This is a genomic window from Streptomyces sp. NPDC054813, assembly GCF_053611365.1.
This window is the reverse complement of sequence record NZ_JBSHAF010000037.1, coordinates 41,977-67,938: the sequence shown is the minus strand read 5'-3', so window position 1 is coordinate 67,938 and position 25,962 is coordinate 41,977. Positions and strand designations below refer to the sequence as shown.

General features: G+C 69.6%; 20 protein-coding genes and 1 pseudogene. 8 read left to right on the top strand and 13 right to left on the bottom strand.

The features are described 5' to 3' along the window. Positions 1 to 50: 50 nt before the first annotated feature. The 6 genes from ACWGJB_RS45255 to ACWGJB_RS45230 all read right to left on the bottom strand — a co-directional run bounded on the left by ACWGJB_RS45255 (position 51) and on the right by ACWGJB_RS45230 (position 6,259). Entirely contained in the window at positions 51 to 1,346 is a 1,296-nt protein-coding gene (locus ACWGJB_RS45255) for an aldehyde dehydrogenase family protein (protein ID WP_453385873.1), read from the bottom strand. A gap of 28 nt (positions 1,347 to 1,374) precedes the next feature. Next, positions 1,375 to 2,376 (bottom strand): proline racemase family protein, encoded by a 1,002-nt coding sequence (locus ACWGJB_RS45250; protein ID WP_453385872.1) that lies wholly within the window; start codon positions 2,374 to 2,376, stop codon positions 1,375 to 1,377. 27 nt (positions 2,377 to 2,403) lie between these two features. Then, positions 2,404 to 3,300, bottom strand: a complete 897-nt coding sequence (locus tag ACWGJB_RS45245) for a dihydrodipicolinate synthase family protein (protein WP_453385871.1) — start codon at positions 3,298 to 3,300, stop codon at positions 2,404 to 2,406. A 76-nt stretch (positions 3,301 to 3,376) separates the two neighbouring features. Further along, entirely contained in the window at positions 3,377 to 4,804 is a 1,428-nt protein-coding gene (locus tag ACWGJB_RS45240) for an FAD/NAD(P)-dependent oxidoreductase (RefSeq protein WP_453385870.1), read from the bottom strand. Further along, positions 4,788 to 5,093, bottom strand: coding sequence for a (2Fe-2S)-binding protein (locus ACWGJB_RS45235; protein WP_453385869.1), 306 nt, complete (start codon positions 5,091 to 5,093; stop codon positions 4,788 to 4,790). The genes ACWGJB_RS45240 and ACWGJB_RS45235 overlap by 17 nt, the downstream gene beginning before the upstream one ends. Beyond that, on the bottom strand, positions 5,090 to 6,259 hold the full coding sequence (locus tag ACWGJB_RS45230) for an NAD(P)/FAD-dependent oxidoreductase (RefSeq protein WP_453385868.1): 1,170 nt from the start codon (positions 6,257 to 6,259) through the stop codon (positions 5,090 to 5,092). Before ACWGJB_RS45230 ends, ACWGJB_RS45235 begins: the two co-directional genes overlap by 4 nt. Positions 6,260 to 6,451: 192 nt before the next feature. Between ACWGJB_RS45230 and ACWGJB_RS45225 the strand changes: the two are divergent. Continuing rightward, positions 6,452 to 7,277: pseudogene (locus ACWGJB_RS45225) on the top strand (aminopeptidase P N-terminal domain-containing protein); the annotation flags it as partial. Between the two features lie 353 nt (positions 7,278 to 7,630). Here ACWGJB_RS45225 and ACWGJB_RS45220 read toward each other — a convergent pair. The 6 genes from ACWGJB_RS45220 to ACWGJB_RS45195 form a co-directional block, all read right to left on the bottom strand. Beyond that, positions 7,631 to 9,379 (bottom strand): RICIN domain-containing protein, encoded by a 1,749-nt coding sequence (locus ACWGJB_RS45220; RefSeq protein ID WP_453385867.1) that lies wholly within the window; start codon positions 9,377 to 9,379, stop codon positions 7,631 to 7,633. A gap of 172 nt (positions 9,380 to 9,551) precedes the next feature. Then, positions 9,552 to 11,309 carry an amylo-alpha-1,6-glucosidase gene (locus ACWGJB_RS45215; RefSeq protein ID WP_453385866.1) on the bottom strand — a complete coding sequence of 586 codons (1,758 nt, stop codon included), beginning with the start codon at positions 11,307 to 11,309 and terminating at the stop codon, positions 9,552 to 9,554. A 67-nt stretch (positions 11,310 to 11,376) separates the two neighbouring features. Then, positions 11,377 to 12,201 (bottom strand): carbohydrate ABC transporter permease, encoded by an 825-nt coding sequence (locus ACWGJB_RS45210; protein WP_453385886.1) that lies wholly within the window; start codon positions 12,199 to 12,201, stop codon positions 11,377 to 11,379. An 11-nt stretch (positions 12,202 to 12,212) separates the two neighbouring features. Continuing rightward, a complete protein-coding gene (locus ACWGJB_RS45205; RefSeq protein ID WP_453385865.1) occupies positions 12,213 to 13,184 on the bottom strand; it encodes a carbohydrate ABC transporter permease in 972 nt (323 codons plus the stop codon). A 20-nt stretch (positions 13,185 to 13,204) separates the two neighbouring features. Then, positions 13,205 to 14,452: a sugar ABC transporter substrate-binding protein gene (locus ACWGJB_RS45200; RefSeq protein ID WP_453385864.1), complete on the bottom strand. Its 1,248-nt coding sequence runs from the start codon at positions 14,450 to 14,452 to the stop codon at positions 13,205 to 13,207. Between the two features lie 154 nt (positions 14,453 to 14,606). After that, the gene (locus ACWGJB_RS45195) at positions 14,607 to 15,638 is read right to left on the bottom strand and encodes a LacI family DNA-binding transcriptional regulator (protein WP_453385863.1); all 1,032 of its coding nucleotides are present in this window, start codon (positions 15,636 to 15,638) and stop codon (positions 14,607 to 14,609) included. Between the two features lie 366 nt (positions 15,639 to 16,004). Between ACWGJB_RS45195 and ACWGJB_RS45190 the strand changes: the two genes are divergently transcribed. Together ACWGJB_RS45190 and ACWGJB_RS45185 are read left to right on the top strand one after the other, a co-directional pair. Next, positions 16,005 to 18,650 (top strand): cellulosome protein, encoded by a 2,646-nt coding sequence (locus ACWGJB_RS45190; RefSeq protein WP_453385885.1) that lies wholly within the window; start codon positions 16,005 to 16,007, stop codon positions 18,648 to 18,650. A 103-nt stretch (positions 18,651 to 18,753) separates the two neighbouring features. Continuing rightward, positions 18,754 to 19,218 carry a hypothetical protein gene (locus ACWGJB_RS45185; RefSeq protein WP_453385862.1) on the top strand — a complete coding sequence of 155 codons (465 nt, stop codon included), beginning with the start codon at positions 18,754 to 18,756 and terminating at the stop codon, positions 19,216 to 19,218. A gap of 106 nt (positions 19,219 to 19,324) precedes the next feature. On the opposite strand, the gene ACWGJB_RS45180 is transcribed toward ACWGJB_RS45185, so the two are convergent. After that, positions 19,325 to 19,513: a hypothetical protein gene (locus tag ACWGJB_RS45180; protein WP_453385887.1), complete on the bottom strand. Its 189-nt coding sequence runs from the start codon at positions 19,511 to 19,513 to the stop codon at positions 19,325 to 19,327. Between the two features lie 434 nt (positions 19,514 to 19,947). On the opposite strand from ACWGJB_RS45180, the gene ACWGJB_RS45175 reads away from it, so the two are divergent. The 5 genes from ACWGJB_RS45175 to ACWGJB_RS45155 all read left to right on the top strand — a co-directional run bounded on the left by ACWGJB_RS45175 (position 19,948) and on the right by ACWGJB_RS45155 (position 25,956). Further along, a complete protein-coding gene (locus tag ACWGJB_RS45175; protein WP_453385861.1) occupies positions 19,948 to 21,012 on the top strand; it encodes a sugar ABC transporter substrate-binding protein in 1,065 nt (354 codons plus the stop codon). A 47-nt stretch (positions 21,013 to 21,059) separates the two neighbouring features. Beyond that, complete coding sequence (locus ACWGJB_RS45170) at positions 21,060 to 22,625, top strand: sugar ABC transporter ATP-binding protein (protein ID WP_453385860.1); 1,566 nt, start codon at positions 21,060 to 21,062, stop codon at positions 22,623 to 22,625. Then, a complete protein-coding gene (locus ACWGJB_RS45165; protein ID WP_453385859.1) occupies positions 22,618 to 23,658 on the top strand; it encodes an ABC transporter permease in 1,041 nt (346 codons plus the stop codon). Before ACWGJB_RS45170 ends, ACWGJB_RS45165 begins: the two co-directional genes overlap by 8 nt. A 92-nt stretch (positions 23,659 to 23,750) precedes the next feature. Continuing rightward, a complete protein-coding gene (locus tag ACWGJB_RS45160; protein WP_453385858.1) occupies positions 23,751 to 25,076 on the top strand; it encodes an L-fuconate dehydratase in 1,326 nt (441 codons plus the stop codon). Continuing rightward, positions 25,069 to 25,956: an amidohydrolase family protein gene (locus ACWGJB_RS45155; RefSeq protein WP_453385857.1), complete on the top strand. Its 888-nt coding sequence runs from the start codon at positions 25,069 to 25,071 to the stop codon at positions 25,954 to 25,956. Before ACWGJB_RS45160 ends, ACWGJB_RS45155 begins: the two co-directional genes overlap by 8 nt. Positions 25,957 to 25,962 lie beyond the last annotated feature (6 nt).

Here is a 25,962-nt window from a genome sequence, read left to right as displayed (position 1 = left end):
ACACACGGTGGGGGATGCAATGTCACGTGCCACCAGTATTCATGGCTCCTTCACGCTGGAGAGAGCAGGGTGACCGTCCGGGTGCGGGTGTTGTAGAAGTCCAGAGCCGCCTTGCCCTGCTCCCGTGGGCTGTGGCTGGACGCCTTCTCGCCGCCGAAGGGAAGGTGGATGTCGACTCCGGTGGTGGCGGCATTGACCTTGACGAGGCCGGTGTCGAGGCGGTCGGCGCAGCGCAGGGCGGTGTCCAGGTCGGCGGTGTGCACGGAGGCGGCCAGGCCGTGGGCGACCGCGTTGGCGCGCGCGATGGCCGCATCCAGATCCGGGGCGGTACTGAACGCGGCGATGGGCCCGAAGACCTCCTCGGTGGCGAGGAGGTGCCCGTCGGGCAGCTCGTCGACCAGGGTCGGCCGCGCGTGCCAGCCGGGATCGCCGCCCACCGTCATGCCGCCGGTGAGCACCCGGCCGCCGGAGCGGGCAGCGGAGAGTACGGCGTCCCGGGCCTGCTCGGAAATCAGCGGGCCGCAGGCGGTTCCGGGCAGGGGCGGGTCGCCGACGGCCAGCGTTCCGAGGGCTGCCACCAGGGCGTCCCGCAGCGGTCCGGGGTCGCCGACGGCGATCACCCGCTTGGTCACGGTGCACTTCTGCCCTGCGTATCCGGCGATCGCGGCGGCGAGCTGTGCGGCGTCGGCCTCGATGTCGGCGTCGGGCAGCACGATGGCCGCGTTCTGCCCGCCCATCCCGGCCTGTACGGGCGTGCCGAGCGCGCCGCCCTCCGCTGCCCCGCCCGGGACGACGGCGAATACATCGCGGGGCAGTACCTCGTCGAGGAGTTCACCGAGCCGCAGTGCGCATGCCGTGGCCGGCTCGGCGGGCTTGAGGACGACGCAGTTGCCGGTGGCGAGGGCGGGCGCGGCCTTCCACACGGGGATGGCCAGCGGGAAGTTCCACGGCGTGATCAGTCCGGCCACACCGTAGGGCGCACGCCGGGTGAACAACAGCCCGGCGCCGGCAGCCGGTTCGTGGACGGAGCCGACGGGATCGTACGGCTGCTGCGCGTAGTACCGCAGGATCGCGACCGTACGGGCCACCTCGCCCCGCGCCTGGGTGATCGGCTTGCCGACCTCGCGCGAGACGAGGCTCGCGAGTTCGTCGCCGGCCGCCTGTACCCGGTCGGCGGCCGCGTGCAGCGCGGCGGCCCGGCGGCCGGCGCCGCCCTCCGCCCAGGAACGGGCCGCCTTACGGGCCCGGTCGACGGCGGCGATGACGCCGGCCCGGCCGGTGGCCGGGGTCTTGGTGAGTATCTCGTCGGGGTGGGCGGGGTTGTGTCTGACGACAGTCGCGGCCATGGCGTTCATTCCTCGGGAGGCTCGGGAGTCAGAGGACGAAGCCGGTCGGGAACGGGTCGGCCGGGTCGAGCAGGTACTGGGCGGTGCCGGTGATCCAGGCCCGTCCGGTGATCGTCGGCACCACGGCGGGGCGACCGGCGACCTCGGCGGCCTCGACGAGGCGGCCGGTGAAGGACGTACCGATGAAGGACTCGTTGACGAAGTCCTGGTCCAGGGGGAGTTCGCCGCGGCCGTGCAACTGCGCCATGCGGGCCGATGTGCCGGTCCCGCAGGGCGAGCGGTCGAACCAGCCGGGGTGGATGGCCATGGCGTGCCGGGAGCGCTCGGCGTTCGAGCCGGGAGCGGCGAGGTACACGTGGTGGACGCCGTTGATGGACGGGTTCTCCGGGTGTACGGGCGGATCCTCCGCGTTGATGGCGTCCATCAGCGCGAGCCCGGCGGCGAGGATCTCCTCCTTGTGCTCGCGTGCGAAGGGCAGCCCGAACCGGTCCAGCGGCAGGATCGCGTAGAAGTTGCCGCCGAAGGCCAGGTCGTACGTCACGATGCGGCCGTCCGCGAGGACGGCCTTGCGATCGAGGCCCACCACGAACGAGGGCACGTTGCGGATCGTGACGGCCTTGGCGGCTCCGTTCTCCACCGCCACCTCGGCTACGACCGGTCCGGCCGGTGTGTCGAGGCGGATGGTGGTGACCGGCTCGACCACGGGGACCATGCCGGTCTCGACGAGGACGGTGGCCACGCCGATGGTGCCGTGGCCGCACATCGGCAGATAGCCGGAGACCTCGACGTAGAGGACGCCGTAGTCACAGTCGGACCGGGTGGGCGGCTGGAGGATCGCCCCGCTCATCGCGGCATGCCCGCGCGGCTCGTTCATCAGGAAGTTGCGTACGTCGTCGCGGTGTTCGCGGAACCACAGACGGCGTTCGTCCATGGTGGCGCCCGGGACGGTGCCGATACCTCCGGTGACAACCCGGGTGGGCATGCCCTCGGTGTGCGAGTCCACGGCGTGCAGGACCAGTTTACTGCGCATGCGCGGGAGATCCTCTCTGTCGACGGGTCAGGAAAGGCCGAGGGCCAGGGCCTTCTCGGTCGCCTCGCGGACTGCCTTCTCCTGTTCCGGAAGCAGTGGGACGCGCGGCGGGCGGACCGGACCGCCGCGGCGGCCGACGATGTCCATGGACAGCTTGATCGCCTGGACGAACTCGACCTTGGAGTCCCAGCGGTGCAGCGCGTGCAACTGCCTGTAGAGCGGTACGGCGGTGGCCAGGTCGCCCTTGGTCGCTGCGTGGTACAGCTCGACCGTCGACTTCGGCAGGGCGTTGGGATAGCCCGAGACCCAGCCCTTGGCCCCGGCGACGGCCAGTTCGAGCAGGACGTCGTCCGCGCCGATCAACACGTCGAGCTCGGGGGCGAGTTCGGCGATCTGGTAGATGCGACGGGTATCGCCGGAGAACTCCTTCACGCCCTTGATGAGCCCCGCCGCATGCAGCTTGGCGAGCAGTTCGGGGGTCAGGTCGACCTTGGTGTCGTGCGGGTTGTTGTACGCGACGATGTCGATGCCGACCTCGGCGACGGCGGCGTAGTGGGCGAGCACCGAGCGCTCGTCGGCCTTGTAGGCGTTCGGGGGCAGCAGCATGACGGCGGCGCAGCCGGTGTCCTTGGCCTGCCGAGCCCAGCGGGTGGCCTCGGCGGAGCCGTACGCGGCGACTCCCGGCATGACCTTGTCCCCGCCGATCGCCGCGACCGCGACCTCGACGACCTGGGCGCGTTCCTCGTGAGTGAGGACCTGGTATTCACCGAGGGAGCCGTTGGGGACGACGCCGTCGCAGCCGTTCGCGACGAGCCACCGGCAGTGGTCCGCGAAGGTCTCGAAGTCGACGCTCAGGTCGTCGTGGAGAGGCAGAGCGGTGGCGACCAGGACACCGCGCCAGACGGGGTTCTCGGTGGTGCTCATCAGCATCTCGACCTTCTTGTGGAGTGTGACATTTCACTGTTGCCTATACCGATGGTGGATGTTGCCGGAGTGGTCACTAAGGACCGTCGGGCTCCTTGGCCAGCGCCGCGAGGGGTACCGGCCGGGCGAAGGACCGCTTGGCGGGGCCTGCCGCACACCCCGCGACGCCGGCGACCCCGGGAGCGCAGATCCGCCCCTGGCACCAGCCCATCCCGGCCCGGGTGAGGAGCTTGACGGTCCGCAGATCGGTGGCGCCGAGCTTCTCGACGGCCTCGCGGACCGCCGCGGCCGGGACCTCCTCGCAACGGCAGACGACGGTGTCGTCGGTGACCTGTTCCGTCCAGTGGGCGGGCGGGACGTAGGCGGTGTCGACGGCCGCGAAGAACTTCCGCAGCCGGGCACGGGTCCTGGCGGGAACCGCCCAGTCGGCGGGCCTCGGCTCAACTCCCTTGAGGCGCGCGGCGATCGAGCATCCGGCGATCTCGCCTTCGGCCAGTGCCGGCACCGCTCCGCCGATGCCGGTGGCCTCGCCCGCCGCCCAGACGCCGTCGACGTCGGTGCGCTGCTCGGCGTCGGTGACGACGAATGGGTCGCCGGTGGCGTCGATGGCGCAGCCCAGAGACTCGGCGAGATCGGTGTGCGCGAGCATGCCGTGTCCGACGGCCAGGGTGTCGCAGGCGATCCGCCGCGCGCTGCCCGGCCTGACCCGGCCGTCCGTGTCCAGCGCGGCAACGGAGACGGCTTCGACACGGTCGGTACCGTGCGCCTCAACGACGGTGTGACGCACCGTCACCCGTATCCTGTGGCGCAGCAGTCGGGCCGCATACTGGACCGCCTCGGCGACCTTCGCCGGGTTGGCGGCGAGCGTCGGGGCAAGCCGTACGACGCTCGCGGGACGCGCGGACTCCACATACGCGGCGATCCTGGCGCCCGCCGCGGCGAGCCCCATCGCGACCGGCATCAGCAGCGGACCGGTCCCGGCGACGACGACCGTGCGGCCCGGCAGGACGAGCCCGCCCTTGAGCATGGCCTGGGCGCCGCCCGCGGTAACCACTCCGGGGAGGGTCCAGCCGGGGAACGGCAGCACCTTCTCGTACCCGCCGGTCGCCAGGAGCACGGCATCGGCCGTGACCACCTCCGGCTCCACCAGCTCGGGACCGCGAAGGGCATGCACGGTGAAGCCTTCTTCACCCCGAGCCTCCCCGTCGTCCAAGTGCCGCTCCACGAACCACACATGGCGGTCCGGCAGATGCGTGATCCGGCCCGCCGTGAGGTGTGCGGCGAGCCGGTCCCGCATCTTCTCCCAGGTGCCCCAGGCCTGATGGAGGGCGTGCGGCTTGCGTGCAGCGAGTCCGACGGCCGGCAGGCGGTAGAACTGGCCGCCCGCCTGGGCGGCGGAGTCGAGCAGCGTGACCCGTACCCCCTGGTCGGCGGCGGTCAGCGCGGCGGCGAGCCCGGCGGGACCGGCACCGATGACCGCGAGCGTCTTATCCGAGGTCGTCATGACCGGTTCCCTCCTGGGTCAGGATCACGTCGCCGGACCGGGCCGGGACCAGGCAAGCCCGCTGATTGGGGCGGTCGTTGACGGTGATCAGGCAGTCGAAGCAGACGCCGATGCCGCAGAAGACACCGCGCGGCGATCCGCCGCCTCGGGTGGAGCGCCACGAGGTGATGCCCGCCGACCAGAGCACGGCCGCGACGGTCTGGCCGGGCAGCGCGTCGATAGCGCGGCCGTCGAGGGTGACGGTGAATGCGGGGCCGGGCCGGGCCCCGGCGAGTTCCAGGGGGTTCACGCGGCCTCCTCGGGGAAGCGGTCGGGCCGGAAAGGAGTGAGGTCCAGGTCAGGTGTCCCGTCGGTCAGCGCCTGCGCGATCAGATGCCCGGTGCCGACCGCGAGCCCGATGCCCGCGCCCTCGTGGCCGCACGCGTGATGGAGCCCGGGCACCCGGGGGTCGGGGCCGATCGCCGGGAGATGGTCCGGCAGGTAGGGGCGGAAGCCCAGGTAGGCGCGCATGGCGTGGACCGTGCCGAGTACCGGGAAGAGTGCGGTGGCCTGCGCCGCCAGGCGCCGTACCACCGGAAGGGAGAAGCGCCGGTCGAAGCCGACCCGTTCACGGCTCGCGCCGATCAGGACGGGACCCGCGTCGGTGCCCTCGACGACAGCGGAGGACTGCAGTCCCGCGTCCCCGCTGGCGACGTCGGCGACGTAGTCGGCGGCGTACACCTTGTGCCGGACGACCCGGCGCGGCAGCGGCTCGGTGACCAGGACGAAGCCGCGCCGCGGGAGTACCGGCAGACGCACCCCCGCCAGCGCGGCCAGTTCTCCGCCCCAGGTGCCGGCCGCGTTCACGACCACCGGGGCATGGATGTCACCGTGCCCGGTCCGCACACCGAGCACCGATCCGTCCTTCGCGCGCAGGATGCCCGTGACGGCCGTGCCGGTGCGCAGTTCCGCTCCGGACCGCCGCGCCGCGCGGACGACGTGCGCGGCGGCCAGTGACGGCATCACCTGGCAGTCCTGCGGATAGAGGACTCCGCCCGCGAGGTCGGGCGCCAAGTGCGGCTCAAGGTCGGGAAGTTCATCGGGGGCGACCGTCCGGGCAGCCACGCCCGCCGCGCGCTGCCCGGCGGCAAAGGTCTCCAGCGCCGCCATGCCCTCGGGTCGGGAGGCGACGACCACACCGCCCTTCGCCTCGAACTCCACGGCCCTGCCCATGCCCGGCTCGGCGGCGAGTTCGCCCCACAGCCGCCCGGACAGCAGCGCGAGATCCAGCTCGGGGCCCGGCTCCTTGTCGGAGACCAGCAGGTTGCCCTCGCCCGCTCCGGTGGTGCCGCCGCCCACGGGGCCTCGGTCCACGAGGAGGGTGGTCAGGCCCGCCCGGGCCGTGTAGAGGGCGCAGGCAGCACCCACCATGCCGGCCCCGACGACCACGACGTCGCAGGTCAGTCGGTTGCTCACGCCAGTACAATGTCACATGTTTCTATTTTGGCCAAGGCCCTCTAGAACTAGGCTGCGCCTCGCCATCCCAAGACGGCAATCACGACTGCCACGCGCCGAAGAAGGTGCTTGAAGGTGTCCAGGGATCCCAAGGAGACCGCGGTCCGCAAGAACGGCCTGTACCCGTCCGTCTCCCCCGAACTGGCCGAGCTGATGCGAACGGGGTGGGCCGACACGGAACTTCGCCACCTGCGTCCCGTGGAACAGCCTCCCTACGCCGCCAAGCGCCGCGCGGCCCTGTCCGCCCGCTTCCCCGGCGAGCGCCTGGTCGTCCCGGCCGGAAACCCCAAGGTGCGCTCCAACGACACGCACTACCCATTCCGCCCCGCCAGCGAGTACGTACACCTCACCGGCGACCAGACCCAGGACGGCGCACTCGTCCTGGAGCCGCGCGAAGACGGCGGCCACGACGCCCACGTCTACCTTCTGCCCCGCTCCGACCGCGAGAATGGTGAGTTCTGGCAGGGCAGCGGCGAGCTGTGGACCGGCCGCCGCTTCTCCCTCGCCGAGGGCGAACAGCGCCTCGAAGTTCCCTGCCACGACATACGCGAGGCCGCCCGAGGAGTTACGCAACGCGCCCCGCGTCCCGACCCGGATCGTACGCGGCTACGACGCGGGCCTGGAGGCCGCCGTACACAGCGACGAGGAACGCGACACCGAGCTGAAGTCCGTTCTGTCCGAACTGCGCCCGGTCAAGGACGAGTGGGAGATCGGGGAAATGCGCCGGGCCGTGGACTCCACGGTGCGCGGTTTCACGGACGTCGTACGGGAGTTGGCCTCCGCGATCGCCACGTCCGAGCGCTGGATCGCGGCCACCTTCTTCCGCCGCGCCCGCCTGGAGGGCAACGACGTCGGCTACGGCTCCATCTGCGCCGCGGGCGAGCACGCCACGATCATGCACTGGGTTCGCAACGACGGTGAAGTCCGCCCGGGCGAGCTGCTGCTACTCGACGCGGGCGTGGAGACCCACTCCCTGTGGCTGGAAACGCTGGCTGACCGTCTCCGGTTCCAACCACGCCAGCTTCACCGATGTACCGGTTCTCTCCGAGGCACTGGGCATTCCCGAGCCTCCCGGTACCACGCTCTCCGCCCAGCGTTAGGTGCAGCTCACCCGCACCTACGTCGGAGCCTTCTTCGACCTGCACCTACGCGGCATCCCAGAGCCGGTCCTCGACGTACCCTCCGCGGCGAACCCTGAAGTCGGCTTCCACCCCTGACGATCCCGCGCGCACCGCCACAGACGCGCTCGCGACGCCGGCCTCAGAACAGTCCGGGTTGAACGCTGTGGAGGGACATGTGGGCTACCCCTCCACAGCGTCAGCGTGCCGGCAGTCAGCTCTTGCCGAGCAACCGCCAGATCTGGTTTTTCTTGGTGCTCAGTACGCTCGCCGCGTCGCAGGTCCACTGGTGGATCAGCGCACCGGCCGCGGTAGAGACGTTGCTGACGTCGACGCACTTGCCGCTGTGGACAGCGACCAGCTGGTAGTCGTGGCTGTTGCCGAGCGCGCTGACGGGATTGAGGGTGAACTGCTGGTTGGTGGCGCCGTTGCAGGTGTACTGGATGACGGCGGCGCCGTCGGTGGTCGACGCTCCCGAGACGTCCAGGCACTTGCCGCTCAGTTCGTCGACCACGCTGTACGTGTTGGTCTTGCCGCTGACCGGCTTGAGGTCGAGCATCTGCTGGTAGCCGCCCTCGCAGTAGTACTGCTGGTACTGCGTGCCGTTGGCGGTGGAGAGGTTGGTGTCGTCCAGGCACTGACCGCTGTTCTGGCTGACGGCGACCGTGGAGACGGTGGTGTTGGACGGGGGCAGCAGGGTGACGGTGTAGCCGTCCTTGGCGTTCGTCCACGGCAGGCTCACCGAAGCGGCGTTGCCGCTGACCGTGAGGGTGGTGTCGGCGATGGTCTCCGGGCCGGTAACGGCGGCCCCGCTGTTGTAGGGGATGCGCTGGACGACGGCGTGGACCTGGCTGTTCTCCACCACGGAGGTGGTGTTGAGCCCCGTCAGGTTGACGGTGACGGTGCCGGTGTTGCCGCTGCTGCCGAGCAACACCTTGGCGTTGCCAGCCGAGTTGTCCTTGGTGGCCAGGCCGTCGGTGCCGGTGCCGGGGGTGAGCTTGACGATGTTGCCGGTCTGGGAGCCGTAGTAGCGATACGTGAACCACTCGCCGAGCGGCAGGTACTGGCCGGCGCTGTTCTTGGTGAGGAGGTTGGCCTCGTTGTCGTGCAACGCGGTGCCGGAAGCCCAGTTGCCGCGCAGCCCGTCGGCACCGGCCCGCTCAAGGCGGCCGATGAACCAGGCGCCGCCGCCCGGGGACTGCATGGACAGGGTGGCGTACTCGTTGATCTGGTAGGCGCGGGTCTTGGTCAACCCGGCGGCGGCGAGGGTGGAGTTGGCGCGGCCGACGTCGGTGGCGGGGTCGCCGGGTTCGTCGTGCCAGCTGTAGATGTCGGGGGCGACGTTGTTCGCCTTGACATAGGTCAGATACGTCGTCCACCAGCTGTTGGAGGTGTTCGGCTGGCCGGCGATGCTGGGGCCGACGATGAGCTGGGCGGGGAAGGCGGCGCGCACCTTGGCGTAGAAGCGCGACCACATCTGCAGGTACTGCGTCTGTGACGCGCCCCAGAAGCCGCTGCCGTCGGGCTCGTTCCACAGGTCCCACTGGACGGTCATGTTGTTGGCCTTGACGTCACTGATGAGCTGGGTGACGAAGGCGTCGAACTGCGTCCAGTCACCGTTGTCGCCGGGCCAGCCCTGACTGGTGGTGCCATCGGCGCCCCACAGGTCGTGCGGCAGGAGGACGAAGGTGCCGCCGAGGGCGGCGGTGCGCTTGTACTGGGCCAGGGTGGAGGCCCAGCGCGTCTGGTAGTCGGCGAGGCTGGTGGCGTAGCCGCCGCTGTTGAGCTGGGCGCCTCCGGCCCGCATGAAGTGCCACTTGACGTCTTTGAAGAAGTGGTCCTGGGGCAGCGAACCGTCCGGGGTCATCCCGTAGATCATCCCCGAGGCGTGGTAGGTGGGGGCGCCCCCGGCGGTGGAGAAGTCGACGGTGACGGAGGTGTCGGCGGCGTGGGCCGTGGTCACAGGGAGTGTGACGGCGGCGAACGAGGCCAGGAGCGCAGCGATCACGGCGGTTCTGCGGCCTCTCGGGACGGCTGGTCTGCCGGGGCGTCCGGCTGGGGAACGGAAGCGAGGTATGCGCATGTGCGGGTCTCCCGAAGGGGTACTGCCTGGGCGAGGGTCGCCCAGGGGTCTGTCAGCCGCCGGCGGCCTCCACGGTCTCGGCGCGCCTCAGCTCGTGGGCCTCGGCGAGGAGCAGGTAGCTGCTGGCGGTCCAGGTGTAGGCGCGGTCGCGCAGGCCCGCGCCGGTGACGGCATCGAAGTTCTCCGCGAAACCCGAGGTCTCGCACAGGGCGCGGAAGCGGGCGCTGATCTCGTCAGCGAGAGGATCGTGGCCGGCGCGGCGCAGGCCGTCCTCGATCAGGACGGTGGACGGGGCCCAGATCGGACCACGCCAGTAGCCGTCGTCCAAGTACTGCGGCGAGGTGGGCAGTTCGGTGGCGAGGCCATACGCGGTCAGGTGGGCCTCGATGCGGTCGGCCAGCGCATCGCCGATGTTTTCGGGCAGGTGCTCGCCGAGCACGACGGGCATCAGGTCGAGGAGGCTGGAGCTGGTCCAGGTGGCCCCGCTGTGTGCCGAGCGGGCGACGAACCGGTCGCCGGTCCACAGCTCGTCTAGCAGCGCCGCCTGCGTCGCGTCGGCCGTTCGGGTCCACCTGCGCGTGTCGTCCGGCAACCCCAACTCCTCTGCCAGTTCGGCAAGTTCGCGCAGTTGCAGGACGAGGAAGGCGGACAGGTCGGCGCTGACGATCACACGCTCGGGGTCGAAGGTGGTGGCGTTGTCCCAGCCGCTGTCGTTGCCGTGCTCGTAGTGCGGGAGGGTGGCCCCGGGCGCGCGCCGCATGGTGAGCCAGAAGTCCGTCCAGCGGGCCAGCCGGTCGTAGACCTCCGCCAACTCCGCCTCGCCGAGCGGCTCGTGCAGCCGTCGGCGCAGTTGGCGTAGTGCCCAGCCGTGGATGGGGGGCTTGACGAAGTTGTAGAGGATCTCCGAGTGGGCCACCGAGTCGGGCAACGCGCCGGTCTCGTCCTGATGGTCGAAGGGCAGCGCGAACTGGTCCAAGGCGAGTCCGGAGCTTCCGGGGGCCAGGGCAAGGGCGTTGAAGCAGTGGTCCCAGCTCCACACCTTGTCCATCCAGTGCTTCGACATCAGCACCGCGGGCCGGGTGACGAAGCCCCGTGGCCGGACGGTCGCGGACCACAGCACGTAGGCGGCGAGTTCCGCGGCGGGTGTCCTGGACGAGCGCCAGGGCGCGACGGTGTCGACGAAGGAGGAGAAGGCGCCGTGCGCGGCGTCCACGACCTGAGCGAAGGACGCCGAGGACGCGTACGGGCGGCGCGCGGTCTCGTACTCCTCGACCGCGACCTCCCAAACCGCGCCGGCCTCGGCGCCGATCGTGATACCTCGCGCGGCGCTGCCAAGCGTCTGGGTGCCGGACGCCTCGGTCACGGTCCCGCACAGCACGGTGACGCGGTAGCGCCGCCCGGTCTCGTACGAGGTGAACACATAGGCACCTGTTCCGGGTTCGGGGTAGAAGTAGGTGCCGCTGAACGGGGTCAGTACGGTCGCCGCCGCGCCGATGTGCAGGCCCAGCCCGTCACCGCGCAGGCGTACGGTGTCCGGCGACTCGTAGGACAGGTCGATGCGGCCTTCGGCGCCGATCCAGCTGAGCTGGCTCGGCGTCGCGTGCGGCCCGGTGGCGGCGCGATCCCCGGTGGTCGTGTCGAGCGGGACGAGACGCAGCACGGCATGCATGCCGTTCTGGTGCGAGACGAGGTGGAGGTCGTCGGCGATGGTCTTCTCCGCCACCACGGGCGAGATACCGAACCATGATCCGCGGGTGCTGAACGGGATGTCGTGGACGGAGAAGGCCGGGCCGGAGCAGACGACGGTCATACAGCGTGACTCGTTTCTGGAGCAGGGGTGATCGGCCCTCGGACGGGGCTGACGAGCTGGGGAGATTTCAGTCCTTGACGGCGCCGGCGGACACGCCGGCGGCGACGTAACGCTGGGCGAGGACGAGGATCACCGCGGCGGGCAGGGAGGCCACGACGGCGGTCGCCATGATCGCGTTCCACTCCTGGTTGTTGTTGCCGATGTAGTGGTAGATGCCCAGGGTGATCGGCTCGTGCGCACCGCCGTTGGCGAGGGTGCTGGCGAAGACGAAGTCGGACCAGGACCACAGGAACGCGAACAGCGACACCGTGACGATGGCGTTGCGGCTCATGGGCAGCACGATCGACGAGAAGGTGCGCACGGGCCCGGCGCCGTCCGTCTTCGCGGCCTGGAGGAGTTCGCCGGGGATGCCGGACATGAACGCGGTGAAGATCAGCACGGCGAACGGCACGGCCAGCGTGGAGTCCGCGACGATCAGGCCGAGTACCGACTGGAGCAGGCCGAGGCTGAGGTAGATGGCGTAGAAGCCCATCGCCATGATGATGCCGGGGATCATCTGGGCGACCAGGAAGAGGAAGCTGAGCACGCCGCCGCCACGTGGGCGGAGTTTGGCGAGTGCGTAGCCTGCGGGCGCGGCAAGTGCCACGGTGAGGACGACGGTGCCCAGGCCGATGACGAGGCTGGTGCCGAGATAGGGCAACTGCTGGTCCAGGACGGCGCGGTAGCCCTCCAGTGTGCCGTGCAGGGGGATCAGGTCCGGTGGGCTCTTGCGCATGTCCTGGGCGCGGGTGAAGGACACGTTGAGCATCCAGTAGACCGGGAAGAGCATCACCGCGGTGAACAGCACGCCGATGGCCGTCTGCCACCACGTACGGCTGGTGCTTCGGTTCATGACAGTGCCGTTCATGACAGTGCCTGCTTCCGCTGGACCCTGACGTAGACCAGGCCGAACACCAGGGCGGCGACCACAAGCAGGTTTCCTACGGCCGCTCCAGGCCCGAAGGCCGGCAGCAGGTTGCCGAAGCCGAGCTGGTAGGACCAGGTGGCGAAGGTGGTGGACGAGTCTGCCGGGCCGCCCTTGGTCATGATCCAGATGATGTCGAAGACCTTGAGCGTGTAGACCAGGCCCAGCAGCAGGGTGATCGCGGACACCGGTCGCAGCAGCGGGAAGGTGATCCGCCAGAACCGCTGCCAGGCGTTCGCCCCGTCGAGAGCGGCGGCCTCGTAGAGGCTCGCGGGGATGGACTGAAGGCCGCTGTGGAGGACAACGAGGTTGAACGGGACGCCGATCCAGATGTTCGCGATGATCACCGAAGCCAGCGACCAGCCCGGTTCGGTCAGCCAGTTCACCGGTCCGATGCCGACGGCGTGCAGGACGGCGTTGACGACACCGGAGTCACTGTTGAGCATCCACGACCAGGTGGACGCCGAGACGATCAGCGGGAGCAGCCAGGGCACCAGGAAGAGGGCGCGCAGGGTCGCGGAGAGTCGGAAACGCTGGTTGAAGAAGACCGCGAGGGCCAGGCCGATGGCGTACTGGAAGAACAGACACACGGTGGTGAAGACCACGGTGTGGAGCAGGGCCGGGGCGAAGGTCGGGTCGTCGAGGACGGTGCGGTAGTTCGCCAGGCCCGTGAAGGGCGCATCCCCTTGGACGAAGGACCGGACCGTGTAGTTGCGCAGGCTCAGGTCGATGTTGCGGTAGAGGGGATAGGCGTAGAAGAGGACGAGGTACAGGGTCACCGGGGCGAGGAATCCCCAGGCGGCCCACTGCTGGGAGGTGGGGCGACGCCGTGCCCGGGGCGGGGCGGTGGGGGCCGCACCGCTGTGGTGGCGCTCGGTCCGTCGGTGCGGCACTTGGGTCATGTGACTCATCAACTGGCCCTGGCCTCTGGTTACTTGACGGCCGACTGGGCCGCGAACAGCGCGTCCTTCGGCGACTTCGAGCCGCTGAGCGCGGACTGGACCGCCTTCCACAACTGCTCAGAGATCTTCGGGTACTTGGTGCCCAGGTCGTCGCTGGTGCGTCCCTTGGCCGCCTGGACCGCGTCGACCCAGGGCTTCAGCTCGGCGTTCGCCGCGACCTGCTTGTCCTGGACCTCGGTGGTGGGTGCCACGTAGGACAGCGTGGTGTCGGTGTTGAGGAGGTTGTCGGCGCTGGTCAGGCAGGTCACGATCTTCTGTGACGTCGGGTAGCGGTCGGTCTTGCCCTGGACCGGGATGGTGACGAACTCGCCGCCGGTCGGGGCGGCCGCGTTGCCGCCGTCGGCGGCGGGAACGGGGATGACTCCGTACTCGAAGCCGGCTTTCTTGGCGTTGGCGAGCTGCCAGGTGCCGTTCTCGCTGAACGCGTAGTCGCCGGTCGCGAACTCCTGCCAGCTGGTCGTCTGTGTGTTGTTGAGGACCGAGTTCGGGGCATAGCCGTTCTTCAGCCAGTCCTTCCACAGCGTCAGCGCGGAGACGGCCTGGTCGGAGTCGAGCGCGGCCAGCTGGGCACCCGATCCCCAGTACCAGGGCAGGAACTGGAAGGTGCCCTCCTCCGTGCCGATCGCGGAGAACGTGATGCCCTTCTTGTCCGCCTTCTTGACCTTCGCGAGTGCTGCGGTCAGCGACTTCCAGTCCTTGACCGAGGCTATGTCTACCCCGGCCTGCTTCAGCACCGCCTTGTTGTAGTAGAGAGCGAGGGTGTTGGCGCCGATCGGCATGCCGTACGTCTTGCCGACCGCCTGTCCGGCGGCGAGGAGGTTGGTGTTCACCTTCGAGGTGTCCAGCTTGTTGTCCTCGGTCGTGGTGAGAACTCCGGCCTCGGCCAGGGTCGACACCACCGGATTGTCGACGATGAGGACGTCCGCGGAGTTGTCCTGCTGGGCGGCCAGCAGTGCCTTGTTCGCCAGGTCACTGGTGTCGAACGCGGTCCGCTTGATCTTCACCCCGGCCTTCGTGCCGCAGGTGTCGAGCAGCTTCGCCCACGCGGAGCTCTTGTCGAACTGCGGGTACGGGTCCCAGATGGTGTACGTGCCGCTGTCTGCGGCCTTGGTGCCGGTGCTGCTCGCACCGGAGGAACAAGCGGTGGCGGTGCCTGCGACGGCGAGGACGGTCACGGTCGCGGCGGTGAGGCGGAGCCGTCTGACGGAGCTGTGCATTGCGCGTTCCTTCGTTTTCTGGCACGGGTGTGCCGAGGGAGGGTGACGAGGGGGGAAGCGGGCATGCCGAACAGCCACGGCGAGCGGTGCATACGGTGAGGGGGTCGGACGCGGCCCGCGCTCCGTGGTCAGAAAGTGGTGCTGATGGCCGACGTCAGGGGGCGTCGATGGACCGTGTGCCGGGGCCGGGCCCCGTGCTGGCACGTAGCGAGATGGGCGGCGCGAGCAGGTGGTGTCGGGGCGGCGCGTCGGGGTGGTCGAGCCGCTCGACGAGAAGGTCGACGGCGTGTCGGCCCATCTCCTCCGCCGGTACGTCCGCCGCGGTGAGCTGCGGGGTCACCGTCTCCGCCCACCGGCCTGCCACGACTCCGGTGACGGAGAAGTCGCGCGGTACATGACGGCCGGCCTGAGCCAGTCCGCGGTACAGGCCGCCGAGCGCGGCCTCGTTGAGGGTGACCAGGGCCGTGGCGGCCGGGTCGTCGTGCAGGATCTGTTCCAGGCACGCTTGGCCGGACGCGGCGTCGTCCCCGCAGCAGTACGTCCGAACGGTGAGCCCGCGCTCGGCCGCGGCCTTGGTGAAGCCGTCAAGCCCGCGGTGCGCTGACTCGTATCCGGCCCGCAGCAACTGCTCGGGACGGTTGACGAAGGCGACCCTGCGGTGGCCGAGGTCCGCGAGGTGATGGACGCACGCCCCTGCCAGCGCGGTGTGGTCCAGGCCGACCCACCAGGTGCCTTCGGGATGCGCCGTCCGGCCGATGGCGACGGAGGGGAAACCGAGGGCGGCCAGGTGATCGACCCGGTCGTCCTCCAGTCTGATCTCCATCAGGATCGCGCCGTCGACCCGCCGCTCCCCCAGCAGCCGCTGGAACGAGCGGTCGCTGTCGACGCCACTGGGAGACAGCAGCACGTCGTAGTCCTGAGCCGCAGCCGCCTCCACCACACTGCCGATGAAGTCGAGTTGCATACCGGTGTAGTGGTTGCCGGCCGGCGGAAAGACCAGGCCGATCGTGTTGGTCCGGCCGTTGGCCAGGGCACGCGCACTGGCGTTGGGCCGGTAGCCCAGCTCGTCGATGACGTGCTGGATCTTTCGGCGGGTGTCCTCCGACACCGCGCGCTTGCCGCTCAGCGCGTAGGACACAGTGCTCCGCGAGACACCGGCCCGCCGGGCGATCTCACCGATGTTCACGAGCACTCCTTGGAAGGATCGAACCGGTTCGATGTAGCGAACCAGCTATCGAACCGGTTCGCGTGAAGTGAACGTAGGAACAACCCCAGCGACTGTCAACACCTCTCGCCGCACTTCTCGTAATGGGTACGAAATCCATGGGGAGCTTCAGTAACTGCCCGTGTCGGAGGTATTGCTGGTGGAATTTTGCGGTGCTAGCTTCCCTCGAACCGGTTCGACCCGGCCCAGACTCCCGCGCAACATGACCTGGGTCCTGCACCTCGGCCGTATCGAACCGGTTCGATCCGTCAGTCCAGCGCCCGAACCCCCAGGGAAACCACGGAGATCTCAGTGCGACGAAAGAGAACGACGGGCGCCGGTGCCGCGATGACAGCGGTCCTGGCCACCCTGCTCGCCGCCCCTTCCGCCGGCACCGCTCACGCCGCGGATACGGAACGGCTCGTCATCGATCTGGCCACCGACACCGGCGCCTTCCACGGCGGCGCAGCCGGCTCGCTGTACGGGATCTACGGTGACGGGGCACCGAGCCGCAACCTCATCGAGGGCATGCACCTGCGCACCGTGTCCACCAAGGCGCAGGACGGCCCCCAGCACCCGGGGGCGGACGCGCTGGAAGTCCTGCCGCGGTTCGTGGACTCGGGCGGCAAGGACGTCTACATCTACATGACCGACATCTACCGCGGGTTCCCGTACCAGTGGCCGGGCGACAGCGGCCCCGAGCGGCTCGCGGACTTCAAGGAGAAGATCAAGAAGCAGGTCGCGCAGGTCAAGACGATGGGCGGCTACAAGGACCACGTCGTCTACGTTCCCTTCAACGAGCCGGAGGGGAACATGTTCGGCTCGGGCACATGGAGCTACAACAACGTGTCCTGGCTTAACGACCCGCAGTACTTCTTCGCGGCGTGGAAAGAGGTCTACCACCTCATCAAGGACGAGGACCCGGACGCCCGGATCGCGGGCCCGAACACCTCTCTCCTCTTCGACCAGGTCAAAGGCTTTCTGCAGTACACCAAGGCCAACGACGTCGTCCCGGACGTGATGACCTGGCACGAGCTGTCCAGCCCCGCCGCGGTCCGCACGAGCGTGGCCAGGTACCGGCAGTGGGAGCAGGAGGCGGGGATCGGTCCGCTGCCGATCAACGTCAACGAGTACGGCCATAACTACCACCTCTCCGTGCCCGGCCAGGTCGTCCAGTGGGTCTCCGCCATCGAGGAGTCCAAGATCGACGCCGACCTGGCGTACTGGAACATCGACGGCAACCTCAACGACTCCGCCGTCGACGCCAACCGGGCCAACGGCCAGTGGTGGCTGTTCAACGCCTACGGCCAGATGTCCGGGCACACCGTGCAGGTGACCACCCCGCACCCCAACCAGCAGTACACCCTCCAGGGCATAGCCACGCTCGACGAGAAGAAGAAACAGTCCCGGGCCCTCTTCGGCGGCAAGAGCGGCGACGCGGATGTCGTCTTCGAGAACATCGACCCCAGGCTGTTCGGCTCGACGGTGCACGCCACCGTGCAGGAGATCCCGTGGACCGGGCAGGTCGGCGACTCGGCCCAGCCGCTGCGGCTCGCGGACCAGGAGGTCGCGGTCGGCGAGGACGGCACGGTGACGCTGCCGATGACCGGCATGAACGAGATGTCCGCGTACCAGGTCATCCTCTCCCCCGGCGGCCATGGCGGGACGCAGACCCACCCCTCGGTCGGCTGGCGGGGAACGTACGAGGCGGAGAACGCCACGTACACCGGCAAGGGTTACTCCAGGAACGGGCCCGAGGGCACGCCCTCGGACGTCGGCAAGTTCGCGACCAGCGGCGCCTACAACGTCGGCGGTCTGCGCACCGGATCCGACGGCGTGCTCGCCTTCGACGTCGACGTTCCGCAGGACGGCACGTACGACCTCAGCGTCTTCGCCAACTCCTACAACCTGTACGACCTGGTGAAGGAGCAGGGTCCCACCAACGTCTTCCTCCGCGTCGACGGCACGCACCCGCAGGAGCTGCTCCTGCCGCTCGGCTACAAGTGGGTGGTCTGGGGACACACCGACACCACCGTGAAGCTGACCGCCGGCCGGCACCGGATCACGCTGGCGGCACAGGACGCGGACCTGGGCGTCACCAAGGGCGACGCGATCATCGACAAGATCGACCTGTCGCTGCGCGACGAGAACGCGGCCGGTCCTGCGATCTACGAGGCCGAGTACGCCACCCTCGCCGGGACCCGGCCGCACTACACGTACCGGGGTGCTTCGGGACCGGGCGCGGTACCGCTGCCCAAGGGCGCGTCCGCGACCTTCTGGGTCCACTCCCCCACCGACGGTGAGGCGGCCCTCTCCCTCGACCGCCTCGGCGACGGCCGGGCGGCGGTCTCCCTCAACGGCGAGAGGCTCGACGTTGCCCGGGCGGGCGCCGGGAACAAGGGCACGGACGTGGTGCGGGCGTTCCTGTCCGGAGGTATCAACAAGATTACCGTGACCGGTTCCTCCCACGGACTCGTGCTGGACCGACTGCGGGTCGCACCCTCCAGCGGCACGCTGGTGACGAAGGTGTACCAGGCTGAGGACGGCACGCCGAGCGGGGCCGCCAAGGTCACCGACGCGTACACGTTCGCCAGCGGCGGCAAGGCGGTCACCGGCATCGGAGACGGCAAAGCCAACGCCCTCACCGTCGACGTCTTCGCCAAGCGGTACGGACGGCACGCGGTGACCATCCGCTACTCCAACGCCGAACAGGCGCCCGTCACGCACTACAACCCCGATCCGATCACCCGCCACGCCGACCTCTCGGTCAACGGCGGACCGGCGTGGCGGGTGCTGTTCCCGACCACCTTTCACTTCAACGCCTTCCGTGAGTTGACCGTCCCGGTGACGCTGAAGCAGGGGACCAACCGTCTCACCTTCACGGCTGAGGAGCTGCCCGACTTCGACGGTGACACCTACAACCAGTACGACCAGCGGTCCCCGTACGCTCCGGTGATCGACCAGATCGCGGTCACCCCGCTGTCGGAGGGGTAACCGCCGGAGACGCGGGTGACGCGGCGGGCACCGGCGGCCGTGAGGGCCCGTGCCTGCCGCACTCTCTTACAGCGTCCATGCCCTCAGGCCCGAAGCGGCCCGCATGACCCCCGCGGCCGGAGCCATCCTCTGGACAGCCTCTTCTCGGGCCCACGCGGACGAGCTCGACCTTCACATCTCCGTCTCACATCTGATCGACGGCGCAGGCGAGCGGCTGATCGAGACCTTCGCGGCCCTCGCGGCCCATGCCGTAGCGGTTGACACTTCACTATCCGCCACAGAATTAGATGCCCTGTCCCTCAAAGCCGTGGCCGACGCGGCGACCGGCAAGCGCGACTACGAACTGCTCGCCGGACTCCCGGACACCTTCGCCGACGACCGTGACGGACACGCCGTCAACCTCTTCCGCCTGCACATCTACACGGGCGGGCAGTACGGCCACCGGCTCACCCAGCTAGGCACTGAACTCCGCCACGCACTGCTCGTCCTCGCCGAACACGCGCCGATACGGGCACCCACGTGCGGGGATGTCTTCCGCCGGGCAGCCGAGGCCGGCCTGCCGCAGTGACGAAGCCGCATGCCCGTCGCGACGCGCCGCAGGGATTTTCACGGGCGCCACGGCGGTCGAGGAGAGTGCCGCCGGAGTGGGTCCTCACCCGACCGGGTGCGGGTGTTCAGGAGCTGTCCCCGCCCCAGTCCCAGCGGGCCGGGTCGCCGGGGCGCGGGTCGTACAGCGCCCGGCCCCCGGGGCCGAACTGCCCGAGCTCCGTGAGGAGGGAGACACCGTCGCCGATCTCCTCCGGCCTCCAGCCGGTGATGTCGAGCAGCAGTCCGTCCAGCGGCCCGCCCGGCGCGGACGGCACGGGCCAGGTCCAAGTTAGGCGACCTCGTCCAGGCCATCGACGACCTCGACGCCGACGTCATCAGCCTTGAGGCGGCCCGCTCGGACATGTGACGTCCCGGACGGGCATCCACTGGTCACCCCGGGGCACACGGACGCGCTCTGACGGGGGCGCAGCCACGCACCGCGGGCGCGCACCGCCACGGCCGCCGCGCGATCCAGGTGCAAGAGACATCCCATCACAGGTTCACAACATTGATGGGATGGATCTGTCATCGACATCCCATGACAAGGACCTCCAGTCGAGCGTTCTGGCGGAATTCTCCCGCCTGTCCTCCCTACCTCTAGACAACCCCGTCGAGCCCACTCTATAAACATCCCATCTATCTGTCAGCGACACCCAATCGTCGCACCGGCGTAACAACCCCGCTCCGGGACCAGCGCGAGGAAGTACCCATGAGAATCAGAACCGCACTCAGCTCCACCGCGTCCGTCGTCTGCGCACTGACGCTGCTCAGCGCGTGCAGCAGCGGCTCCGGCACCTCCGCCTCGTCGGGCGACATGCCGCTCGTGGGCGTCGACTACCCGCGGTCCGACACCGACTTCTGGAACTCGTACATCAAGTACACGCCCGACTTCGCGAAGCAGCTCGGCCTGTCCCTGAAGACCACCAACTCCCAGAACGACGTCGCCAAGCTCACCGCCAACGCGCAGACGTTCATCAGCCAGGGCGTCAAGGGCATCGCGATGGCGCCGCAGGACACCGCCGCCATCGCGCCGACCCTGGCCCAGCTGGAGGCGAAGAAGATCCCCGTCGTCACCGTCGACACCCGCCCGGACAGCGGCAAGGTGTTCATGGTGGTGCGGGCCGACAACCGCGCCTACGGCGAGAAGGCCTGCCAGTTCCTCGGCACGAAGCTCGGCGGCCAGGGCAAGGTCGTCATGCTGGAGGGCGGCCTCGACTCGATCAACGGCCGTGACCGCACCGAGGCGTTCAACGACTGCATGAAGAAGAGCTACCCCGGCATCAAGGTGCTCGGCGAGGCCACGAACTGGGACGGCGCGGTCGCCGCGCAGAAGCTGCAGACGGACCTGACCGCCAACCCGGACGTCAAGGGTGTCTACATGGAGTCCAGTTTCGCCCTGTCCGGCACGCTGCAGGTGCTCAAGCAGAAGGGCCTGCTGGTGGATCCGAAGGACAAGAAACACGTCTTCGTCGTGTCCAACGACGGCATCCCCGAGGAGCTCAAGGACATCGCCGCCGGCAAGATCGACGCCACCGTCTCCCAGCCCGCCGACCTGTATGCCAAGTACGCCCTGTACTACCTCAAGGCCGCGATCGACGGGAAGACGTTCAAGCCGGGCAAGACCGACCACGACAGCACGATCATCCAGGTCCGTGACGGTCTGCTGGAGGACCAGCTCTCCGCTCCCCTGGTCACCGTCGACGGCGGCACCTACGGCGGCGTCCCCAGCGTCAAGAGCGACGACACGTCGCTGTGGGGCAACCACCTCGGCTGACCTGCCCGGTCAGGGACCCAACGGCTACCCAGAACAAGGCGGTTGAGATGAGCGACGGGGAGCGTACTGTCACCCCCGCGCCCGCCCCGGCGGACGACGGGCGGGCCCCCGCGGCCCCGCCCGTCGTCGAGGCGACGGGCATAGTCAAACGATTCGGTCCGACGGTGGCCCTGAACGGCGCCCGGATCACCATCAGGTCCGGCGAGACCCACGCACTCGTCGGCCGCAACGGGGCCGGCAAGTCGACCCTCGTGTCCGTCCTGACGGGGCTGCACGCCCCCGACGAGGGGACGGTCACCTTCGGCGGCCACCCCGCACCACGGCTCAGCGACCGCGACGCCTGGCGCCGGCGCGTTGCGTGCGTCTACCAGAAGTCGACGATCATCCCCACGCTGACCGTCGCCGAGAACCTCTTCCTGAACCGGCACCACCACGGCCCCCACCTGCTCATCAGCTGGACCGGCGTACGCCGCCGGGCCCAGGAGCTGCTGTCGGCCTGGTCGGTGGACGTCGACCCGCAGTCCCCGGCCGGCGACCTCAGCGTCGAGCAGCGGCAGTTCGTCGAGATCGCCCGGGCGCTGTCCTTCGGGGCCCGGTTCATCATCCTCGACGAACCCACCGCGCAGCTCGACGCGGCGGCGATCAACCGGCTCTTCGACCGCATCCGCGACCTGCAACGCCAGGGCGTGACCTTCCTGTTCATCAGTCACCACCTTCAGGAGGTCTACGAGATCTGCGACATGGTGACGGTGTTCCGCGACGCGGCGCACATCGTGACCGCGCCGGTCGCGGAACTGCCCCGCACGGAGCTGGTCGCCGCCATGACCGGTGAGGCCGCGGCAGACCGGCGCCAGGAGCGCGTCGGCAGCCTGGACGAGAGCACCGTGCCCGCGCTGTCGGTGCACGGCCTGGGCAGCGACGACACCTACACCGACGTCACCTTCCAGGTGGGCGCCGGGGAGATCGTCGGCCTCGCGGGCGCCGCCGCCAGCGGACGTACGGAGGTCGCCGAGACCGTCGTAGGACTGCGCGCCGCCGCGACCGGGGACCTGGAGATCGCCGGGCGCCGGCCCCGGCCGGGCAGCGTGCCCGACGCGCTCGCGGCCGGCGCCGGGTTCGTCCCGCAGGACCGGCACCTCCAGGGTTTCGTGCCCGACATGTCGATCGCCGACAACGCGACCCTGTCCGTACCAAAACGGCTCGGCAAGAGCGGCTTCCTCAGCCGCGGGCGGCGCGACCGGCTGGCCGAGGGCATGATCGAGAACCTGGCCATCAAGACCCCCGGACCGCAACTGCCCGTCTCCGCCCTGTCCGGCGGCAACCAGCAGAAGGTCGTCATGGCGCGCGCACTGGCCGACGACCCCCGCCTGCTGGTCCTGATCAACCCGACCGCCGGCGTGGACGTGCGCTCCAAGGAGTTCCTCCTCGGCAAGGTCGAGGAGACCGCCGAGTCCGGCACCGGAGTGCTCATCGCCTCCGACGAACTCGATGACCTGCGCATGTGCGACCGGATCCTGGTGATGTTCCAGGGCCGGGTCACGACGGAGATACCACGCGGCTGGCACGACCACGACCTCGTGGCCGCGATGGAAGGAGTGGACCTCAATGCCTGAAACCGTCCTCGCGGACGCCGCCGCCCAGGCCGTGGAACCCAAGCAGAGGCGCACCGCGCTGCTCGGCGGCCGAATTCCCCTCGCGCGGCTGCGCGACCTGGCGCTCGTCCCGGCGATCGTCGTCATCGCGATCGTCGGCCAGATCGTCAACCCGGTCTTCCTGCAGGCCGACAACCTCATCAACGTCCTGCAGACCATGTCCGAGATGGCCCTGCTGGTCCTCGCCCAGACGATGATCCTGATCGTCAAGAAAATGGACCTGTCCCTGGAGTCCACCATGGGCCTGGCCCCGGGCGTCGCGGCCTGGCTGGTCGTCCCGGCCGGCGCCGGGCACGGACTCGGCCTGCTCCCCGGCGCCTGGTCCATCCCCATCACCCTCGCCGTGGGCGCGCTCGTCGGCGTGATCAACTCGCTACTGATCATCCGCTTCGGCCTCAACGGCTTCATCGTCACGCTCGGCATGCTGATCGTGCTGCGCGGCATCCTCACCGGCATCTCCGGCGGCCAGACCTTCTTCCAGCTGCCGCAGTCGATGCTCTACACCGGCACCGCCGAATGGTTCGGCATGCCCGCCTCCATCTGGATCTGCCTGGCCCTGTTCGCCGTCGCGATCGCGGTGCTCGGCTGGACCAGCTTCGGCCGCTCCCTGTACGCCATCGGCGGCAACGTCGACGCCGCGAAAGCGGCCGGCATCCGGACCGACCGGGTGCTGTGGATCGTCATCGTCACCGGAAGCGTACTCGCCGCCCTCGCCGGGCTCATGCTCTCCGGACGCCTGGCCTCGGTCGCCTCCGCGCAGGGCAACGGCTACATCTTCACCGTCTTCGCCGCCGCCGTCATCGGAGGCATCAGCCTCAACGGCGGCAAGGGCACCATGTTCGGCGCGTTCTGCGGCATCCTGCTGCTCTTCATGATCCAGAACGTGCTCACGCTGGCCGGTGTCCCCGCCCAGTGGATCGGCGCCCTCAACGGCCTGATCATCCTGGTCGCCCTCGCCATCTCCCGCATCACCGGCGGCAAGGTCCAGGAGTGACCCGGACGGCCCACCGGCCGCCCTGCCTCCGCCGCGTTCACGTCTCGTCGCAGGGGGACCCATCTCCCCTGCCCCTCACAGGAGTTGCCGCCATGTCCTCCCCCGTGCCCCGGTCAGCCCGCATCATCGCCCTGGACGTCCTGGACGTGCGGTTCCCGACCTCCGAACACCTCGACGGCTCGGACGCCATGAACCCCGAGCCCGACTACTCCGCCGCCTACGTGGTCCTGCGCACCGACGCGGGCGACGGGCTGGAGGGCCACGCCCTGGCGTTCACCACCGGACGCGGCAACGACGCCCAGGCCGCCGCCATCGCCACCCTCGCCCCGCACGTCGTCGGCCTGTCCGTGGACCAGGTCTGCTCCGACCTCGGCGCCTTCTCCCGCTCCCTGGTCCACGACCCCCAACTGCGCTGGCTGGGCCCGGAGAAGGGCGCCATCCACATGGCTACCGGAGCGGTCGTCAACGCCGCCTGGGATCTCGCCGCCAAGCGGGCGGGCAAGCCGGTGTGGCGCCTCCTGGGCGAGATGCCGCCGGAGGAGCTGGTCGCCCAGGTCGACTTCCGCTGGCTGTCCGACGCCCTCACGCCCGAGGAGGCGCTCGAGCTCCTGCGCCGGGCCGAGCCCGGCCGTGAGCACCGCATCGCCCGCCTCCTCGACCAGGGCTACCCCGCCTACACCACCACCCCCGGCTGGCTCGGCTACTCCGACGACAAGCTGGCCCGGCTGTCCCGCGAGGCCGTAGCGGACGGCTTCACGCAGATCAAGCTGAAGGTGGGCGCCGACCTGCAGGACGACATACGGCGCCTGCGCACCGCCCGCGAGACCGTCGGCCCGGACATCCGGATCGCCGTCGACGCCAACCAGAGATGGGACGTGCAGCCCGCCATCGACTGGATGCGGGCCCTGGCCCCCTACGACCCGTACTGGATCGAGGAGCCCACCTCCCCCGACGACATCCTCGGCCACGCCGCCGTCCGCAAGGCACTCAGTCCCATCAAGGTCGCCACCGGCGAACACATCGCCAACCGCGTCGTGTTCAAGCAGTTGCTGCAGGCCGGCGCGGTCGACATCGTGCAGATCGACGCAGCCCGCGTCGGCGGCGTCAACGAGAACATCGCGATCCTGCTGCTGGCCGCGAAGTTCGGCGTGCCCGTCTGCCCGCACGCCGGCGGCGTCGGCCTGTGCGAGATGGTGCAGCACCTGTCGATGTTCGACTACGTCGCCGTCTCCGGCACCACCGAGGACCGGGTCATCGAGTACGTCGACCACCTGCACGAGCACTTCGTCGACCCGGTCCGCATCGTCGACGGCCACTACCTCGCCCCGACGCTGCCCGGACTGAGCGCGCAGATGCACCCCGCCTCCCTCAAGGAGTACAGCTACCCCGACGGCCCGGTCTGGTCCGCCCGTGTCTGAACCGCTGCCCCTGGTCGACGCCCACCACCACGTGTGGGACCTGGACCGCATGCCCCAGGCCTGGCTCGACGAACCCGGCCACGAGCCGATCCGCCGCAGCCACGGCATCGAGGACCTGCGACGGGCCGCCGACCGGTTCCTGGCGGGACGCCGGCTGACGAGCACGGTGGTCGTGCAGTGCGTCGCCTCCGTGGCGGAGACGGCGGAACTGCTCGACCTCGCCGGCCAGGACCCCCTGGTCGGCGCGGTGGTCGGCTGGGCGGACCTGACCTCCCCCGGGATCGGCGACGTACTCGACGAACTGCGCTCCCAGCACGGGGGCGGGTATCTGCGGGCCCTGCGCCACCTGGTGCAGGACGAGCCCGACCCCAAGTGGCTGCAGCAGCCGTCCGTCGAGCGGGGCCTGCGCGCCGTACAGGACCGCGGACTCGGCTACGACGTGCTCATCCGCAGCCACCAGTTCGACCAGGCGATCCGCCTCGCCCAGCGCTTCCCGGACCTCCCGCTCGTGCTGGACCACGCGGGCAAACCACCCATCGGACAGCCCACGTTCCCCGACTGGGTGCGCAAGGTGCGCGTGCTCGCGGGCCACCCCCAGGTGCGGTGCAAGGTCTCCGGACTGATCACCGAGGCCGACCACGACACGTGGACCCTCGACGACATCCGCCCGGTCTGGGACACCCTCCTGGCCGCCTTCGGCCCCGAGCGGCTGATGTTCGGCTCCGACTGGCCCGTCTGCGTCCTCGCCGGAGGCTGGGCCCGCTGGGCCGCCACCGTCGAACAACTGCTGAACGACTGCTCACCGCACGAGCGGCAGGCGGTGCTCTGCGACACGGCGACCGCCTTCTACCGGCTGTCCGACCACGAGAAGAACACGTAAGGAGAG

What these genes read in the sequence shown, in the direction of transcription:
- ACWGJB_RS45240 (WP_453385870.1), bottom strand. Translation starts at nt 4,804, where the DNA reads ATGACGACCTCGGATAAGACGCTCGCGGTCATCGGTGCCGGTCCCGCC.
- ACWGJB_RS45160 (WP_453385858.1), top strand. Translation starts at nt 23,751, where the DNA reads ATGTCCTCCCCCGTGCCCCGGTCAGCCCGCATCATCGCCCTGGACGTC.
- ACWGJB_RS45165 (WP_453385859.1), top strand. Translation starts at nt 22,618, where the DNA reads ATGCCTGAAACCGTCCTCGCGGACGCCGCCGCCCAGGCCGTGGAACCC.
- ACWGJB_RS45175 (WP_453385861.1), top strand. Translation starts at nt 19,948, where the DNA reads ATGAGAATCAGAACCGCACTCAGCTCCACCGCGTCCGTCGTCTGCGCA.
- ACWGJB_RS45255 (WP_453385873.1), bottom strand. Translation starts at nt 1,346, where the DNA reads ATGGCCGCGACTGTCGTCAGACACAACCCCGCCCACCCCGACGAGATA.
- ACWGJB_RS45205 (WP_453385865.1), bottom strand. Translation starts at nt 13,184, where the DNA reads ATGAGTCACATGACCCAAGTGCCGCACCGACGGACCGAGCGCCACCAC.
- ACWGJB_RS45245 (WP_453385871.1), bottom strand. Translation starts at nt 3,300, where the DNA reads ATGAGCACCACCGAGAACCCCGTCTGGCGCGGTGTCCTGGTCGCCACC.
- ACWGJB_RS45215 (WP_453385866.1), bottom strand. Translation starts at nt 11,309, where the DNA reads ATGACCGTCGTCTGCTCCGGCCCGGCCTTCTCCGTCCACGACATCCCG.
- ACWGJB_RS45210 (WP_453385886.1), bottom strand. Translation starts at nt 12,201, where the DNA reads ATGAACCGAAGCACCAGCCGTACGTGGTGGCAGACGGCCATCGGCGTG.
- ACWGJB_RS45200 (WP_453385864.1), bottom strand. Translation starts at nt 14,452, where the DNA reads ATGCACAGCTCCGTCAGACGGCTCCGCCTCACCGCCGCGACCGTGACC.
- ACWGJB_RS45170 (WP_453385860.1), top strand. Translation starts at nt 21,060, where the DNA reads ATGAGCGACGGGGAGCGTACTGTCACCCCCGCGCCCGCCCCGGCGGAC.
- ACWGJB_RS45250 (WP_453385872.1), bottom strand. Translation starts at nt 2,376, where the DNA reads ATGCGCAGTAAACTGGTCCTGCACGCCGTGGACTCGCACACCGAGGGC.
- ACWGJB_RS45190 (WP_453385885.1), top strand. Translation starts at nt 16,005, where the DNA reads ATGACAGCGGTCCTGGCCACCCTGCTCGCCGCCCCTTCCGCCGGCACC.
- ACWGJB_RS45185 (WP_453385862.1), top strand. Translation starts at nt 18,754, where the DNA reads ATGACCCCCGCGGCCGGAGCCATCCTCTGGACAGCCTCTTCTCGGGCC.